This is a genomic window from Chryseobacterium indologenes, assembly GCF_001295265.1.
GTDB lineage: Bacteria > Bacteroidota > Bacteroidia > Flavobacteriales > Weeksellaceae > Chryseobacterium > Chryseobacterium indologenes_A.
Genome location: NZ_LJOD01000003.1, coordinates 292,993 through 309,792 on the forward strand (window position 1 = coordinate 292,993; position 16,800 = coordinate 309,792).

At 39.3% G+C, this 16,800-nt stretch carries 14 protein-coding genes; 6 read left to right on the forward strand and 8 right to left on the reverse strand.

The window, feature by feature from the left end; genetic code table 11:
* Positions 1 to 36 precede the first annotated feature (36 nt).
* From AOB46_RS07415 to AOB46_RS07440, 6 genes are all read right to left on the reverse strand, one after another.
* The gene (locus AOB46_RS07415; RefSeq protein ID WP_062697844.1) at positions 37 to 1,557 is read right to left on the reverse strand and encodes a DUF6850 family outer membrane beta-barrel protein; all 1,521 of its coding nucleotides are present in this window, start codon (positions 1,555 to 1,557) and stop codon (positions 37 to 39) included.
* 28 nt (positions 1,558 to 1,585) lie between these two features.
* On the reverse strand, positions 1,586 to 2,809 hold the full coding sequence (locus AOB46_RS07420) for a DUF4876 domain-containing protein (protein WP_062697846.1): 1,224 nt from the start codon (positions 2,807 to 2,809) through the stop codon (positions 1,586 to 1,588).
* A 17-nt stretch (positions 2,810 to 2,826) separates the two neighbouring features.
* Positions 2,827 to 5,577, reverse strand: a complete 2,751-nt coding sequence (locus AOB46_RS07425; protein WP_062697848.1) for a TonB-dependent receptor — start codon at positions 5,575 to 5,577, stop codon at positions 2,827 to 2,829.
* 137 nt (positions 5,578 to 5,714) lie between these two features.
* A complete protein-coding gene (gene murB / locus AOB46_RS07430; RefSeq protein ID WP_062697850.1) occupies positions 5,715 to 6,728 on the reverse strand; it encodes a UDP-N-acetylmuramate dehydrogenase in 1,014 nt (337 codons plus the stop codon).
* Positions 6,729 to 6,733: 5 nt separating this feature from the next.
* Positions 6,734 to 7,210: a hypothetical protein gene (locus tag AOB46_RS07435; protein ID WP_062697852.1), complete on the reverse strand. Its 477-nt coding sequence runs from the start codon at positions 7,208 to 7,210 to the stop codon at positions 6,734 to 6,736.
* Between the two features lie 27 nt (positions 7,211 to 7,237).
* Positions 7,238 to 8,443: a pyridoxal phosphate-dependent aminotransferase gene (locus AOB46_RS07440; protein WP_062697854.1), complete on the reverse strand. Its 1,206-nt coding sequence runs from the start codon at positions 8,441 to 8,443 to the stop codon at positions 7,238 to 7,240.
* A gap of 486 nt (positions 8,444 to 8,929) precedes the next feature.
* On the opposite strand from AOB46_RS07440, the gene AOB46_RS07445 reads away from it, so the two are divergent.
* The 6 genes from AOB46_RS07445 (at position 8,930) to AOB46_RS07470 (ending at position 14,732) form a co-directional block, all read left to right on the forward strand.
* On the forward strand, positions 8,930 to 9,388 hold the full coding sequence (locus AOB46_RS07445; RefSeq protein ID WP_062697856.1) for a DUF1801 domain-containing protein: 459 nt from the start codon (positions 8,930 to 8,932) through the stop codon (positions 9,386 to 9,388).
* A gap of 339 nt (positions 9,389 to 9,727) precedes the next feature.
* Entirely contained in the window at positions 9,728 to 10,573 is an 846-nt protein-coding gene (locus AOB46_RS07450) for an EamA family transporter (RefSeq protein WP_062697858.1), read from the forward strand.
* 194 nt (positions 10,574 to 10,767) lie between these two features.
* Entirely contained in the window at positions 10,768 to 11,427 is a 660-nt protein-coding gene (locus AOB46_RS07455; RefSeq protein WP_082377038.1) for a YiiX/YebB-like N1pC/P60 family cysteine hydrolase, read from the forward strand.
* A gap of 378 nt (positions 11,428 to 11,805) precedes the next feature.
* Positions 11,806 to 12,117: an NIL domain-containing protein gene (locus AOB46_RS07460; RefSeq protein ID WP_062697860.1), complete on the forward strand. Its 312-nt coding sequence runs from the start codon at positions 11,806 to 11,808 to the stop codon at positions 12,115 to 12,117.
* 140 nt (positions 12,118 to 12,257) lie between these two features.
* Positions 12,258 to 12,812 (forward strand): LemA family protein, encoded by a 555-nt coding sequence (locus AOB46_RS07465; RefSeq protein ID WP_082377039.1) that lies wholly within the window; start codon positions 12,258 to 12,260, stop codon positions 12,810 to 12,812.
* 3 nt (positions 12,813 to 12,815) lie between these two features.
* Entirely contained in the window at positions 12,816 to 14,732 is a 1,917-nt protein-coding gene (locus AOB46_RS07470; RefSeq protein ID WP_062697862.1) for a DUF2207 domain-containing protein, read from the forward strand.
* Positions 14,733 to 14,795: 63 nt separating this feature from the next.
* Here AOB46_RS07470 and murA read toward each other — a convergent pair whose 3' ends face one another.
* Positions 14,796 to 16,103, reverse strand: coding sequence for a UDP-N-acetylglucosamine 1-carboxyvinyltransferase (murA, locus tag AOB46_RS07475; protein WP_062697863.1), 1,308 nt, complete (start codon positions 16,101 to 16,103; stop codon positions 14,796 to 14,798).
* Positions 16,103 to 16,762, reverse strand: a complete 660-nt coding sequence (locus AOB46_RS07480) for a DUF4290 domain-containing protein (RefSeq protein ID WP_062697865.1) — start codon at positions 16,760 to 16,762, stop codon at positions 16,103 to 16,105. The genes murA and AOB46_RS07480 overlap by 1 nt, the downstream gene beginning before the upstream one ends.
* Between the last annotated feature and the right edge of the window lie 38 nt (positions 16,763 to 16,800).

The window sequence follows — 16,800 nt, forward strand, 5'->3', positions numbered from 1 at the left end:
GATACCTAAAGCTCCGAATATTCCTTTTCTCATGTGTTAAAACGTTATTCCTATGCTTGCGCCTGCAAAATTGTTGTTTTTCTTCTGGATTTTTTGTGTCTGGTACTGTGCGCCTACAAAGAAGGCAGGCAGTTTTTTCAACTTAAAATCATATCTAAGCACCGTTCCGAAAGTGGTAATATCACTGGCCTGGAACAGATAATCCTGAAGTACCCATTCGTCAACAGCTGCATTTCCGGCCGTACTCAAAGCATTGATGGACTTATTGACTGTTCTTTTATAAAAATATGGCTGGAAAGTAAGAACCTGACTGTTACTTATCTTCTGACGGTAATCCGCATTTAATCCGAAATAAGAATACACAAACTTCTGTCCGGAATTCGGATAAAGCCTGCGTTCCTTAATTTCTTCATATTCAAAAAACGGAGTTGCCGTAATGGTAAAATTATCCTGGCTGTACTGGTAAAGACCTTTTACGGAAGCTGTATAATTTTCTCTGCGGTAAGCTTCTCTTTTGAAAAGCTGGCTCAATGATGCCGTATTCATGGAGTAGCCGTACTCAGATCCTGTTTTCCGGGAAGCTGAATATCCGGCTGATATTCCCAGCCTGTGTTTTTCCGCAACATTGAAGAATTTTGCCCCTTCCAGTTCAAAGGTTTCATTTTTCAGCTCAGACAGGTCGAAATAGCTATTGGTTTCATTATCCCCTTTGATATTGTTTGAGGTTCCGGCTGCAGCCTGAAAATAAAAATCTTTTCCCTGTTTGTTAGAAATCTGAATACCGCCTTTATAGGCAAATTCTTCATACGTATTGGCAGGTCGGGTTCCCCCGTTAAACAGGTAATTGGAAAAGCCAAAACCTGACATCATGTATACATAAGGTCTTCCCAGCAGACTTTGAAACTGAACGGAATTGTTTTGGGTGTATTTGTTGAATTCACCGAAAATTCCCACTTCATATTCCCTGAAAACTTTATAACTGACTCCTGCATTCACCCGAAGGTCAGAAGTGGTGCTTTTCATCCGCGGATCTTTTGAGCGGTAACCCATCTGTGCCGAATAGCTAATCTGTCCGGCTACTGTCCATCTGTTCATATTCTGCAGGTACCCGCCGGCAAACTGATAGCGTTCAAGATTCAATTTTCCACCTACGGAATCTGCAGTGATGTAAGGAGCGATACGTTCGTAATCCAAAGTTTCGTTCCACTTCACAGAACCTGTTTTTAAATTCTGATAACTTGCATTTCCCCAGACAAAGCGGTTCGGTTTCAGCTTTTGAAAAGACCGGGCTTCTACTGTTAAGCCTTTGCTGCCGTTTCCGAGCTGCTGCCGGTAAACTTTTTCCTTATTGTCGTGGTAGCCCACCCCGAATTCCGAAAATGAAGAAGAGCTGTAACCCGACATGGATGCCGGGTTATAGTAATAATTATTTCTGAAAGCCCTTTCCTGACTGTACTGATTGCTGAGGGTTTTAAAAAGGCTGAGACTGTCCTGAGCCTTCATGGTAAAGGAAATTCCGACCAGCAACAGGCAGACAGACGTTTTGGTATGTAACATAATTAGCTGTTGAATATCAGATGTTGTCTTAATGAACGATACCGTCTCTTAAACTTGGTTGAGAATCCTTCACAAAATCATTCGTTGAATTGTTGGTGTCCATATAAAGGTTTTTACCGTTGGACATCTGCCCGGTTACCTTACGTCTTACCGATTTTCCGAAACGGGTAGGGTCTTTATCAATTGTTCCTACAGAAGTCCATCCCCCGTCGATACTTGCAGAAGTCAGAGTATGCGCAAATTTTGAAGAAACACTGTTGTTTACCCCGTCAATAATCCATGAGTTAGGGATAGAGTAAGCACTTTTTGAAGTAACACCACCGGCACTGTTGATGTAAGTATAATCGTATTTATTTTTCTGTAAGAAGCTGTCCTCAGTTTCTCCAAACGGGAAGCGGGCAATAACATAACTTTCAAAGCCACGGTCATGCAGGAAAAACATATTATAGTTCATCTGTGAATAGATCACTTTTGCATTCGGAACAGAGGGGTTGTCTACCTGTCCTAAGGCCGGATTGGTGGAAGGATATTCAAAGTTGGCATTGTGAAGGTCGTAAGCGGTGCTCGTTTGTGCCTTATGATTGATGGCATTGTCAGCAATAACGATGAAGTCTCCTGGTTGTACAGGATATTCAGTACCCGATCCCGGAAGTACCATCACGGCTTTTACAGGGAACGACAGGTTTGCATTATATGGAGTTGGGTTTTTATCCTCTGTGGTAAGGAATTCAGACTGTCCAAGGATCAGTTTGTCAGCATATAATACGCTATTGGTGTTATTGGTTAATTTAAAATAACGTCCTGAATTATAGTTTTTTCCGTCAGCCGTTTTAATTCCTGTAAAGAAAACCTCCTCAATGATAAAGTCCTCATGAAACTTTTTGATGATTAAAGGAATATTAAGATTGGTGGCAGGTAAGGCAATATCAGTCTGTGCCATAGCGCCCACAGATACTTCTTCATTACCGGAAATAATAGCGCCGTTTACCGTAATCTTATAGGAACCGTATGGTAAGGTCAGGGAGTAAGAATTAAGATTCTTAATGGTTTCCCTTCTCACAGCACCTGTATTTACTTCCTTGATCTCAAGATCTAAGCTAGTATAGGATGAAATATTTTCACCTGAGAAAGACAGTGTTAAAACCCCTGCCTGAGTAGTAGTGGTTCCGAAATCATCACTGGAGCATGATGTTACCGTAAATGTAGCGGTCATCATAGCAGCTAAACTTAGCAGTAAAACTCTTTTTTTCATTTTATTATTTTTTTGTTTTAAAAATTGTAGTTCAGTTCCATCCCGAAATAGGGAGTGTTGGCTCCTTTTCTGTAGACCGTTACATTGTTGAAAACATAAGGCGAGCTGTAATTGAAGAGCCTGTTGACAAATAGTGAAGTCCGTAAAGCTTTATAAATACTTTTGGTCACTTTTATATTTCCTGTAATGGTAAATGTCATCAGGGTGTCCATATTATCGGTAACTGAGACATTTCTTACCAGCCATTGTTTATAGATATCCGTTCTGTCTGCATCGGTGAAAGGGTGAACTACACCATCCATTCCGTAATATGCGATGGGCTCGGCAATTCTCCGGTCATTTCTTCTGTGGTCGTAAATATTTCCCTGTAAAGAAGCTGAAACAATCAGATCAAGGCTTGGCAGGTAAGTATCTATTAAAAGATTATAATTGATATTGGAGTTATTATAGCCGTCATCATTTTTATAAATTCCATAATAAGGGAATGGTCCCAGTCCGATAGAAGCATTAGGTTTGAATGTAAACGGCACTGAGTTTCTGTACTGGGTTTTAAACCATGCTCCGGTAAGAGTGAATCTTGTGTTGATCGCCTTGATCCTGGGTGAAGTATATCCGAACTCAATTCCCTGTTTTAAAATCTGGCTTCCGTTCTCATCTACAAAATATTCCCCGAAGATGCTTTTCAGCTCATAAGGTACGCTGGTAAGATCCGGTCCGTTGGTCCATTGGGAAAGGTCTACCTGCGATGCGTCATATTGTTTGTAAGTGTGTACAACGGTGTGCTTCATTTTACGGAAACCGTTATTCATATCTTCCTTAAAGTAAGCCATAAAGAAGTCATGATTTCTGTAGCTCAGATCCAGCCTGATTTCTTTCTTTACACTTTTTGCCGCTTCCAGTTCTTTGTTCTCCCTTGACTGTACATACGTCATGAAGTTCACGTAGCGGTACTGCGAGTCATTATGGTAATAATTCAGCTGGGTATAGTCCCAGTATTCTCTGTTGGGGTACAGCATCAGCATGGTAGGGCGTTTGTAGAACTGTCCGTAGCCTAATGTAATATCCGTTTTCAGGGGATAATTGTTAATGGTAAGATGGGGCAGGCTGTACTGGAAATTCAGTCTGGGTTCTGTAAGCACTTTTTTGCTGATGGCAAAAGAAGGATCGATGCCCATACTTTTTGAAAATCTTAACCCCGCATATAAAGTGAATTTATGGCGGTCTAAGGAATAGCTCATCTGATCTCCGACAAAAGCAGACAGCAGGCTGGAAGCCGGAATGTCATTATAAGGTCTCGGTCTTTCTATTCCTGAACTGGCAGACGGGGGTGTTTTCATATCATAAACAAGTCCTTTTCCGTTGTTTTTTGAATATCTCCAGTCAAGTCCGGCTTCGTACTGATGGATGATTCCCGCAGTTTTCTTAGTACCGTTTGCCTGAAAAAAAGTTGTAATGTCCAACGGTTTCCCTTCTGTGGAAAATTCAGTTACATAGCGTAAATCAGGAAAATATCCCACGTTTTCTCCCTGTTCTGTGGCTAATGAGAATGATCTCGGACCGGAAAGCTGTACCAGCTTTCTCTGTTCTATCTTTTCAAATCCCTGACGGATTGCCGTGTTCAGAGTTAATTTATTGAAGAAAGCATTTTTATCCAGCTGATAGATGAAATTATTGGTAAGACTGATCTTCTGATTATTAGATTCAAATTTATCTGTTGAAGGATACCCGTTATCAGGATCATATTTTTTATGGTCAACATTAGAGGAAAAATCAATATTGGATCTCCATTCCAGAGGTCTTGCCCAAAGAGTAGATGTTTTCCTGGAGCGGATGGAAGCCGTGATACGCTGATAATTCTCAAAATCATCTGTAGGATCAGATTTGGAATCCAGGAAATCCGCACTGGCGCTTAATTGCCATTTATCCGTGATCCTGAATCCTTTTCCTACATAATATTGTTTACTGAATCCGTCTGCTTTAAATCTGGCCTGAAGGGGAGAGTGTCCTACCTTACGCTCGATCTTGATCAGTCCCGAAGTGAGATCACCGTAAGATGCTGAAGGGATCCCCCGGATAACCTCTACTTTTTCAATGTCATTGGTGGAAATGGTTCTCATATCTACCCCTGAATACGCCGTTTCACGATATTCCCCGGCTTTGCCGAACTGCTGGGTATCCACAGAAACCTGCATATCTGCATTGGAATTGATGATGTTGTCATCAATCATAAACTGAACACCTAAAGATGAGGTTTTATATTCGCTTCCGGAGTAACCGCCTGTGTTTTCGCGGAGTGTTGCCCTGTTGTTACCATTAAGGGAAGGTGTTTTGGCCAGCCCTCCTGGAAGAAGCTCCATCAGGTCACTGAAACTGGATGGCTGAAGGTGTTCCATTGCCTGTCTGCTGATAATGGATTTTGTGGTGAGGCCTTTTCCTTCCTTGGAAAATACCACTACTTCTTCCAGTTTGTTAACTGGTAAAAGCTTTACCGTGATATGCTGTCCTGAGATAGCAGAAATGCTAATTTCCTTTTCCTGATAATCGGAATGAATGATCCTGATATGATGCTTACCCCCTGAAACCGAAACAGAAGCCGTTCCGTTTTTGTCTGTAGTGGCAGAAATCCCATCTACTGTAACAGAGGCTCCATTGAGCTCCTTATTATTTTCATTGAAAACGGTAATGGTCAGTTGCTGTTTTTCACTTTGGGCGTAGATAAGCGGAGTGCTTAGCATGAAAAAGAAAGCAAAAGGTAAAAATTTCCCCATTTTTATTTATTCTAAATAAGCAGAGCGCAAAAGTATAAAATATACCGACGTGAAAAAATTTTATTTAGAATAAATTAAAATAATTGACAAAAATCAGAAATACAGACCGTAAAATTTTATATAATATCCGGTTAGTGTTATATAATATTCACCTCACGTTCCAGTTCTATACCAAATTTTTCTTTCACGGAAAGGATGATCTCTCCGGAAAAATCAAAAATTTCTTTTCCGGAAGCATTTCCTGTAGCATTGATAATCACCAGAGACTGAAGCTTGTGGGATGCTGCATTGCCGATCTGTTTTCCTTTCCATCCGCATTGCTCAATCAGCCATCCGGCAGGCACTTTTACTCCATCACCGTTTGGGTATCCCTGAATGTTTTCGAATTTCTGCTTCAGCTCTTCAAACTGTGTACTTGGAATTGTAGGATTCTTGAAGAAGCTTCCGGCATTGCCTATTTCTTTCGGATCAGGAAGCTTGCTTTGTCTGATGTGGATTACAGCTCTGGATATATCCTGAATAGTAGGGTTTTCTATCCCTTCGCGCTCCAGTTCAGACTGGATAGCTCCATACTCTGTTTTAAGATGATGTTTGTGGGTAGTTAACTTAAAAGTAACCTCCAGAATAACATACTTTCCCTTACCTTCCTGCTTGAAGACAGAATCCCTGTATCCGAATCTGCAATCCTGAAGATCAAAAGTTTTTACGTCCAGCTGGTCAAGATCCAGAACTTTACAGCTTACAAATACATCTTTTATTTCCGTACCATAGGCTCCGATATTCTGCATTGGGGAAGTTCCTACATTTCCCGGGATCAGGGAAAGGTTTTCCAGTCCTCCGTAATTTTTTTTCAGACAGAACATCACAAATTCATGCCAGTTTTCTCCGGCTTTGGCCGTTATCAGAACTTCGTTTTCATTCACGACCTCTTCTGAAATTCCTTTTAAATTAATTTTTACAGCAAGACCTTCAAAGTCTTTGGTCAGCAGAATATTGCTTCCTCCTCCCAAAAATAAAACTTTCAGACTGTGTTTTTTTGAAAAGATGATTGCTTCTTTCAGTTCTTCAAGACTGTTGATTTCTGTAAAGTATTGAGCTTTGGCTTCAACGCCAAAGGTATTATAAGGCTTTAAGGAAAAATTTTCTTGCATGTTTTTTATTGGTATTCTTTAGGAAGAATGGTATTTAATTGTTCTTTCAACTGCTGAAACTGTCTGTAATGCACAGTATCTGCAAAAGAGTTAACGTAAATGTGGGATTTTTTCGGGGTACGGATCTGAAAGGTTTCATCAATACCGTCTACCGACTGCTGACTTGGAGAGCTTTTGATGTAATCCAGATCCTTCACATGAATGGAAGCGGTCAGTTTTTTCCAGGTATCTGCCTGGATAGGTGCGCTCCATTCCTTATGGGTTTGGTTGGCGGTCATTCCTTTTTCTGCTTTTACAGAATCTTTGGTCACTTTTATAATGGTATAGTTGCCAAGATGTCCGCCTACATGGGATACACTGATGAAAACAATATCGTCGGAACGGCGGGCTTCCGTTTTCTTTTCAGGAATCTTCTTATCACAGGAAAAAAATACCGGCAACAAAAGACATGAGAAGAAGATGTTCAGACTCGTATTTTTCATTGCCGGTATTGTATGTTGTCAATAGGTTTATAGATTGAATTCCTTTCTGTATTGGGTTAAGGCGTCTTTCAGGATTTCTGCGCTTCTCTTCAGATCTTCCTCTTTTAGTACATAAGCGATTCTTACCTGCTTTTTACCTAATTCAGGATCACTGTAAAATCCTCCTGCCGGAGCTACCATAATAGTTTCGCCTTTATTGGTATACTTTTCAAGAAGCCATTGCGCAAACTTCTCAGTGTCGTCTACCGGAAGCTCGGCAACACAGTAGAAAGCTCCTCTCGGTTTAGGGCAGATTACTCCGGGAATAGCGTTCAGGAGGTCTACCAGGATATTTCTTCTGTGGGTGTATTCTTCTCTTACGGAACGGATGTAAGCACCGTCGTTCTGGTGGGCTGCTGTTGCTGCAATCTGGCCAAGAAGCACCGGACTTAATCTTGCCTGTGCAAAAAGCATCGCGGCATTATGAATTTTTTTAGAACGGGTAACCATGCATCCGATTCTTACTCCGCACATGGAATAACGCTTGGATTCGGAATCGATTACGATGCAGTTTTCGCTCAGTTCAGGAAAATCAAGGATCGAGACCTGCTGTTTCCCGTCGTAAACATATTCTCTGTATACTTCGTCAGAGATGACTACGATATCATATTTCAAAGCAATTTCTGCCAGTTTCTGAAGTTCTTCACGGGTATACAGGTATCCTGTAGGGTTGCCCGGGTTGCAGATCACAATTGCTCTTGTTCTTTCGGTGATCTTTTTTTCAAATTCTTCGATCGGGGGAAGGGCAAAGCCTGTATCAATAGTAGACGGAACTGCTACTACATTTACATTGAAGGTGCTGGTAAAACCATTATAATTTGCATAATAAGGTTCAGGGATAATCACTTCGTCACCGTCATCACATAAAGTAGAAATGGCAAAGTTAAGCGCCTCTGAACCGCCATTGGTTACAATGAAGTTATCAGGAGTAAGGTCCTCAAAACCTAAAGTATGATAATAATCGGTAAGGGCTTTTCTGTATTCTATATTACCTTCAGAAAGTGCATATTCCAATACTTTAAGATCAATATTCTTTAAAGCATTTAAAGCTGTTTCCGGAGTTTCAATATCAGGCTGTCCGATATTAAGGTGATAGACTTTAGTTCCCTTCTGTTTTGCTTTTAGCGCAAAAGGAACCAGTTTTCTTACCGGCGATGGCGGCATATGCTGTGCTCTGTTTGAAATATTCGGCATTGTTCAAAAAATTTGTATGACAAAAATAGGATTTAATTTCCCAATAATAAAATTAAGAGACATTGACCTGTTGTATCGCTTTATTGTTCCCTTCTTTATTAGAAGTTTTGTTGTGCTTTTTTTGTGAAAATACGGAGTTTTTGTTATGAAATAAATAATTATATTTTAATTATTTTAGTTTTGTTTCAAAATTTTTCTTAATTTACAGTGCTGATATAAAATGTTAAAATCAAATTATTCTGAGATTTTTTTTGAAAAGCGGAGAGATAGTCAGCTATAAAGATGCTTGAATTCAGAATTATATTTTAATATCATTGATTCAGGAACAGGATTCAATCTGCTGTAAAAGCAGTCACAAAATAAGTTTTTTTAATGTAAATAATGTCTGGCGGCGGTATGTGATGTACTGCTGCTTTTTTATGAGTCATTTTGAGTTCAGCATGTATAATTTTTATTATTTTAGAGGAGCTAAAAAACTAACTGAATATGCAGATCCCCGCTAACTCCGTAGAAGACTATATCTCTAAAATTCCTGAGGAAAGACAGGAAGTCTTTAAAAAATTATTCGATACTATCAGTAACAGTCTTCCGGAAGGATTCAAGGAAGGTGTGAGCTATGGAATGGTAGGATGGGATGTTCCTCTTGAAACGTATCCCGCAGGCTACCACTGTACGCCCGGAGCTCCTTTACCTTTTATGGGACTGGCCTCCCAAAAGAATTTTATTGCTTTCTATCATATGGGAATCTATGCCGAACCTGATCTTCTGGACTGGTTTGTTGCCGAATATCCTAAATATTCCAAAAGAAAGCTGGATATGGGTAAATCCTGTGTACGCTTTAAGAAAATGGATGATATTCCGTTTGAACTGATTGCTGAGGTTAGCAAAAAAATGACAGTGGAAGACTGGATTCGTATTTATGAAGACCGGTTGAAGAAAAAATAAAACAAAAAGTTCTGAAACATATTGCTTCAGAATTTTTTTTTGAGCTGTGTTTTTAGAAAACCGTTATAATGGCATCTGAAAATTATTCGAAAAACTCTTTCATCAAACCATTTTGAAATTTCCGGGAGCAGCTGTAGAAACAGAGTTAATCAGGGTACTGCAGATTGCTGGCTGCTTTTTATTTTTAATTCAGATAGAAAATATTCTTTACAGTTAAAATTTCAATAATTTTGAACTTCCATAAATTAATATAAGAGATCCTGACTTCTATTGAGTTTAAGGGTAAATATTCTATGGATCCGGAGAACCATTTCAGAAATCAAGGTATATATTTTACAAATGAAAAAAACAAACCTGGCCATATCTGCTACTCTTTTGGCTATTATTTGTGTACAGGGTGGAGCCTCTATTGCAAAACAACTTTTTCCTGCGATAGGAGCAATTGGAACTGTTAGCTTAAGAATTGTGCTTTCAGCGATTTTGCTCACATTAATCAACCGTCCGAAATTTTCAGAGTTTAACAGGCAAAAATGGCTGTATTGTGCTATGTACGGATTCGGTCTTGCTGCTATGAACCTTATTTTTTATATGGCTATACAGAGGATTCCGCTAGGATTGGCCGTGACTGTAGAGTTTGCCGGACCTTTGTTTCTTGCTCTTGCCCTGTCCCGGAAGCTGCTGGATGTGGTATGGGCATTGCTGGCCTGTGCCGGAATTTTACTCATTGTTCCCTGGAAGAGCAATAATATTGATTTATTAGGGCTAGGACTGGCTTTTCTGGCAGGAATATTCTGGGCTGTTTACATTGTAATGGGCGGAAAAGTTGCTAAAATAATGGATGGTAAAGATGCGGTTACTACGGGGATGTTATTTGCAAGTCTTCTGATTATTCCTTTTACCTTATGGGATGGTGCTGTTTTCAATCTTACACCAACAATTTTTATGAAAGGCTTGGGAGTGGCTATTCTGTCAAGTGCATTGCCGTTTTCTTTAGAAATTATGGCATTAAAAAATCTTCAGGCAAAGACTTTCAGTATCTTGATGAGCTTAGAGCCCGCATTTGCTGCGCTGTCCGGATTTATATTCCTTAGCGAAAACTTAACCTTTTTACAATGGATTTCTATTGCCTGTGTCATAGCAGCAAGTATAGGAACAACAATTTTCAGTAAGACTTCCAGTCATTGATGCCACGTTCCCGATACAAGGCTACATGATTCCGTGGACTTTTTCTTTTCCGGAGGTTTCACTCCTGTAAAACAGTATTGAAAGCCTGTCATAAGAATTATTGGAATGTTCAGGGTGGTGTGAAAAGCAGAACAATATTACTGACAGATGTAATAAATTCTATTTTGTAATTTTGACAATGAAATAATAAGCTGATGGCGGAATTAAAACTATCTTTTAATAAAATAGCTGCAACTACAGGAAGTCTGTTTCTTTTGATTTTCCTTTTTACCAGCTGTAGTTCTTATAAAAGGACAGGGCTTGAAAACGGAGATTTGCTTTTTGTCACCGCCAAAGACACCGGACTGTCGGGAGCTATCAATAATGTTACCCAAAAACAAAAAGAAGCTTCTTTTGACCATATCGGAATCGCTGAAAAGGAAAACGGACACTGGTATGTTCTGCATGCTACACCAAAAGGAGGTTCCCGGAAGCAGGAACTGAAATATTTCCTGAAAGATCAGTTTGATGACGGACAAAAGGTCATTATTTACCGCCTGAAACCCGAATATCAGAAGACCATTCCCGCAGCTCTTAAAAAAGCTGAAGCCATGTTGGGGAAACCTTATAATTTCGATTATATTCTGAATGAAAATTCCTACTACTGTTCGGATTATATTGAACGGGCTTTTAGACAAGACCATATTTTTAAACTGGAACCTATGACATTTAAGGACCCAAAAACAGGGAAAACCAATGAATTCTGGGAAAGTTTTTATCAGAAGAAAAACCTGAAAGTTCCGGAAGGTGAACCCGGCTGTAATCCAAACGGGCTGGCCGCTTCTGAAAAGCTGGTGAGAATAGGGGAGCTATAAAAACAGGAGGTCTTAATTTTTACCACGTATGAGTTATTTTTAAGTTTAAAATACTTTGAGTATAAGAGCTCACATAAGTTTCAAAAATCTAGAATTGTCTGCCTGAAAAATATAAAAATATCCATTGGCTTTAGCCAAAACTTATACGGCAGATGAAATTCAAGGAAAATTAATGTATGGGAGACAAACATTAATATTGGCCGCTAATACATAAATAAAAACCATGATTTTGTCGAGTACCGAAATAAATTTCAAAACTTTTTCAAAAAATATTAGTCTACTAATTTGGTAGACTAATATTTTTTTATATTTTTGTCACAGATTTAACGCAAAAGAGCACTATGATCTGATAATATTAATCCACAAAAATCTTTAGTGATGAGACTACCCAATGTTAACCTGCAGGTTTTACAGAATAAAATCAACCTGCCTAAAAAAGAATTGATCCTGGAAATAGAATTAAATGGGAAAATGAAATTTGAACATTTAATGAATGCCATCTACCATCAATTCGGAATATGCCACAGGGTTTTGTCTGCCAATGTAGAGTATGTGGACGGATATAGCTTCGGATCTGTGCAGCTGTATATTAATGTAAATTCAGAGGATTACCAGTTGCTGGAATCTTATCTGAATAAAAATAAACTTTTGAGTACGACGGTAGAGTATCTCTGCAGAACGTATTCTTAGGAGATTCATATAGTTTTAATTACATAAGCATCCGTTGGTTTTCCTCCGGATGCTTTTTGTATCATTGTAGAGAAGTGTTTATAAGTTTTCTTACTGATACGAAAAAAACTGTATTTTTAAACTCTATAAACATGAAATCTATGATCACAATTTTTGTTATTGCCGCATTATTCGTATTGTTTCTGCTTTACGGTGTTTCTATTTATAACCGTCTGGTGAAGCTGAGAAACCTGGTTCAGGAAGCCTGGAGCAGTATTGATGTGATGCTTAAAAAGCGTCACGACCTTATTCCTAATCTGGTAGAAACTGTGAAAGGATATGCCACCCATGAACGTGAAACACTGGACAGTGTTACCAGAGCAAGAACGCAGGCGGTAGGAGCAGATTCTGTTCAGGCAAAAGAAGCCGCTGAGAAAAACCTGAATCAGGCCATGATGAACCTTTTCGCTGTTGCAGAACAATATCCGGATCTGAAAGCCAATACCAATTTCCAGCAGCTTCAGAGTGAGCTCACTTCTATTGAAAATGATATAGAAAAATCCAGAAGATACTATAACGGAACGGTACGTGAAAATAATACGCTGGTAGAATCTTTTCCAAGTAATATGGTTGCGAATATGTATAAATTTGAGAAGTCTCCGTTCTTCGAGCTGCAGAATATTGCCGATAGAGAAGTTCCAACCGTAAAATTCTAGTAAATGAAAAAGTTGTTGCAGCTTTTTTTTATTTCCTTTTTTTTCATCGCTTTTGCCCAGGATGAGGGTAGGGAAGGCCAGATTGCCATTGCCGGACAGGAAAAAATTGTTTCATTCCATTCGGATATTGAGGTAGATAAAAATTCTGGAATTACTGTTACAGAACATATCAAGGCGTATAGCCTGGGAGATAAGATTAAAAGAGGAATATTCCGCTCCCTTCCTTTATCCCGGAATCTGAATAACAGAAAGTATAAAGTAAAATATGACATTATCTCTGTTAAAAAGAACGGAGCAGATGAACATTATCATGAGAAAATTTCAAATGATTATCTGGAGATCTATTTAGGAAACAAGGATGTTATTCTTGATCCCGGAACCTATGACTATGAAATACAATATAAGGCAAAGAACCAGATCGGTTTTTTTGACCGTTATGACGAGCTTTACTGGAATGTGAACGGAACCTACTGGGATTTTGATGTAGATTCTATCTCTGCAAAAGTAACCCTTCCTGCAGGTGCCGGAATTATTCAGAATTCCTGTTATACGGGAGCTTATGGTAGTACTTCCCAAAACTGTACGGCTAAAGTGCTGTCAGAAAATTCAATAGAATGGAGTGCTTCCGGATTGAAAGCCAATGAAGGCCTTACTGTAGCGGTAGGATTTAAAAAAGGAGTTATGATTCCGCCTCCGCCTCCTTCTTTTCTTGAAGTGTACGGTATCCTGATAGGAGGATTTATAGTATTCATCGGGTTGATGTTTTACTATTATACCACATGGAAAAAATATGGCATTGATCCTGAAAAGCCTACGGTTTATCCACAATTCAACGTTCCTGAAAATATGTCCCCTGCTACATTGGGATATATCAGATCAGAAAATTTCAGCAATAAATACCTTACAGCTGCCATTGTCAGCCTGGCTGTAAAAGGATATATTAAAATTGTGGAAGGTGAGGATTCCGGAATATTGGGAATATTCAAAACGAAAAAGTTTACCTTAAAAAAATTAAAACAGGCAGATGAAGACCTTCCTAAAGAAGAGATCAATCTGATGAACAGCCTTTTTTCAGAATATAAAGATTCTGTAACATTTGATGGGAAATACAACGCTAAAATTGAAAAAGCGGTTCGTAATTTCAAAGAAACCCTTAAGTTTCAGCACGACAGATTTTTGAATGAAGGCAATAATACCTCAAAATTGATTCTGCCATGGATTATAAGTTCTGTTGTCTATGGTATAGGCTTAATCCTAAGCTATATGATCTACCCTGAAATTGAAAAATTACTGATTGGAGGTGTGATCTATGTTGTACTTTTAGTCTTATTTATCATTGCCGCTTTTGCAGCGAGAAACTATTACTGGATCTTTCTGATACCGGTTCCGGTTATTTTATTCCTCGGGGCTTTATTCATGATCTATCAGGGGCATGATGCGGTAGAAAGCAATAATTTCAATGTGTGCTACCTATTCCTGATCCTTACATTTGTCGCCTTACTGATCTACCAGCATCTGATCAAAAAGCCTTCAGAAGAAAAACTGAGAAAAAAATCCCTGATCGACGGGTTTAAAATGTATATGGGCGCTGCCGAAAATGAACAGTTGAAATTCCATAATCCCCCTCAGATGACCCCGCAGGTGTTTGAAGCGCTGCTTCCTTTCGCGATGGTATTAGGCGTTGATGAGATCTGGGGCAGAAAATTTGATGAGGTTTTAAAAAATACATCAACAGAATATCAGAATAACTGGTATTATGGCGGAACAATGAATCATTATGCTTTTGCCGGCACTTTGAACTCCAGCCTTACACAATCAATACAATCTGCCTCTACCCAGCCTTCCAGCTCAGGAAGCGGTTCCGGTGGAGGAGGATTCTCCGGCGGTGGCGGCGGAGGAGGTGGCGGCGGTGGCTGGTAGCCTTCGTATAAAATAAAAGCGTTCAAAATTAAACTTTGAACGCTTTTTTATGTTTAAAGACAATTAGATTCTTTCGATATCAGCACCAATGGCTTTCAGTCTGCCATCAATATTTTCGTAACCTCTGTCGATTTGTTCAATATTGTGGATGATAGACTTTCCTTCCGCTGAAAGGGCTGCAATAAGGAGGGCATTCCCTGCTCTGATATCCGGGGAAACCATGGTTGTTCCTCTTAACGGAGTTTCCTGGTTCAGTCCGATAACCGTAGCTCTGTGCGGATCACATAAAATAATCTGTGCACCCATATCAATCAGTTTATCTACAAAGAATAACCTCGATTCAAACATTTTCTGATGTACCAGAAGGCTTCCTTTAGCCTGGGTAGCCACTACAAGAATGATTGATAGCAGGTCAGGTGTAAACCCTGGCCATGGAGCATCCGAAATGGTTAGAATAGATCCGTCAATGAACTTCTGAATTTTATAATTTTCCTGAGCCGGAATATAAATATCGTCGTTGCTTTGTTCAAGCTGAATTCCTAATTTTCTGAAGGTGTTCGGAATAACACCAAGCTGGTTCCAGTTTACATTTTTGATGGTGATTTCCGATTTGGTCATGGCAGCAAGGCCAATCCATGATCCGATCTCCACCATATCCGGAAGCATCGTGTGTTCTGTTCCGCGAAGGTAATCCACTCCTTCAATCGTAAGAAGATTGGATCCGATCCCTGAAATATTGGCTCCCATTCTGTTCAGCATTTTGCATAACTGCTGAAGATAAGGTTCGCATGCGGCATTATAGATCCTGGTTTTTCCCTTGGCAAGGGCTGCAGCCATTACAATATTGGCGGTTCCCGTTACAGAAGCTTCTTCCAGAAGGATAAACTTTCCTCTTAATTCCTTTGCTTTTAATGAATAGAAATATTCCTCTTCATCATAATTGAATTCAGCACCAAGTTCTACCAGTCCCTGAAAATGGGTGTCCAGTCTTCTTCTTCCGATTTTGTCTCCGCCGGGCGTTGGCATATAAGCCTCACCATAGCGGGCAAGCATAGGGCCCATCAGCATGATAGATCCTCTTAATTTGGCTCCGTCTTTTTTGAATTCACTGGATTTAATATAATCAAAATTAACCTGATCTGCTTTGAAAGTATAATCACCGTGGCCATTTTTAGTCACTTTTACTCCAAAATCTCCCAGAATTTCAATCAGTCTGTTAACATCATGAATGTCCGGAATATTTTTGATTCTTACTTCTTCATCAGTTAACAGAACTGCACATAAAATCTGTAGAGCTTCGTTTTTGGCCCCTTGTGGAGTTATTTCTCCCTGCAGTCTTTTTCCTCCTCGTATCTGAAATGTCCCACTCATTACTTTCTGTTTTTATGATTATTATTGTTGTGTCTTCTTTTATTGGTCTGGTTCTTATTACTGTTGTTATTGCTATTGCTGTTTTTGTTATTCCTGCTGTTATTATTGGTATAATAAATCTTACTTTTTTCAAGAGAATCTATTCCGGTAAGATCCAGTCGGTTTTCAGACAGCTCTTTCAGGTGGCGGAAAATAACATCGTCCGTTACGTGCTCCTTATTGTAGACATTGTAGGACTTCTTCATATTGTTGGCAATCACCTCAATCAGAGCTTCCTTTTCATCACCGGTTTCCAGCTCAATAGCTTTATCAATCAGTTGAAGAATACTTTTTCCATAAAATTTGAAATCTCCCTGAAGTTTAGGGTATTCCATCTTTTTAGGTTTTTCAGCAAGCTGTTCCCTGGTAGGAAACGGATAAGGCGATTCTACATCCAGATCATATTCTGCCAAAATAAAAAGATGATCCCAAAGTTTATGTTTATAATTTTCTTCGTCACGGAGCTGAGGGTTTCTCTGACCCATAAAATCAATGATGGCCATTGCCATTTCGCTCCTTTCCTCTTTGGTAGGGAGCTCTTTGCAGCGTTCAACCAGCTGTTGTATAATTCTGCCATATTCCGGCATATGAAGCTGGGTTTTTTGGGTATTGTATTCCATAGTATGCAAATATATGGATTAAAAGAAAAATTGTTTTG

Excerpts from the sequence above, each read along its gene's own strand:
- AOB46_RS07415 (WP_062697844.1), bottom strand. The coding sequence starts at position 1,557 with ATGTTACATACCAAAACGTCTGTCTGCCTGTTGCTGGTCGGAATTTCC.
- AOB46_RS07420 (WP_062697846.1), bottom strand. The coding sequence starts at position 2,809 with ATGAAAAAAAGAGTTTTACTGCTAAGTTTAGCTGCTATGATGACCGCT.
- AOB46_RS07425 (WP_062697848.1), bottom strand. The coding sequence starts at position 5,577 with ATGGGGAAATTTTTACCTTTTGCTTTCTTTTTCATGCTAAGCACTCCG.
- murB (WP_062697850.1), bottom strand. The coding sequence starts at position 6,728 with ATGCAAGAAAATTTTTCCTTAAAGCCTTATAATACCTTTGGCGTTGAA.
- AOB46_RS07435 (WP_062697852.1), bottom strand. The coding sequence starts at position 7,210 with ATGAAAAATACGAGTCTGAACATCTTCTTCTCATGTCTTTTGTTGCCG.
- AOB46_RS07440 (WP_062697854.1), bottom strand. The coding sequence starts at position 8,443 with ATGCCGAATATTTCAAACAGAGCACAGCATATGCCGCCATCGCCGGTA.
- AOB46_RS07445 (WP_062697856.1), top strand. The coding sequence starts at position 8,930 with ATGCAGATCCCCGCTAACTCCGTAGAAGACTATATCTCTAAAATTCCT.
- AOB46_RS07450 (WP_062697858.1), top strand. The coding sequence starts at position 9,728 with ATGAAAAAAACAAACCTGGCCATATCTGCTACTCTTTTGGCTATTATT.
- AOB46_RS07455 (WP_082377038.1), top strand. The coding sequence starts at position 10,768 with ATGGCGGAATTAAAACTATCTTTTAATAAAATAGCTGCAACTACAGGA.
- AOB46_RS07460 (WP_062697860.1), top strand. The coding sequence starts at position 11,806 with ATGAGACTACCCAATGTTAACCTGCAGGTTTTACAGAATAAAATCAAC.
- AOB46_RS07465 (WP_082377039.1), top strand. The coding sequence starts at position 12,258 with ATGATCACAATTTTTGTTATTGCCGCATTATTCGTATTGTTTCTGCTT.
- AOB46_RS07470 (WP_062697862.1), top strand. The coding sequence starts at position 12,816 with ATGAAAAAGTTGTTGCAGCTTTTTTTTATTTCCTTTTTTTTCATCGCT.
- murA (WP_062697863.1), bottom strand. The coding sequence starts at position 16,103 with ATGAGTGGGACATTTCAGATACGAGGAGGAAAAAGACTGCAGGGAGAA.
- AOB46_RS07480 (WP_062697865.1), bottom strand. The coding sequence starts at position 16,762 with ATGGAATACAATACCCAAAAAACCCAGCTTCATATGCCGGAATATGGC.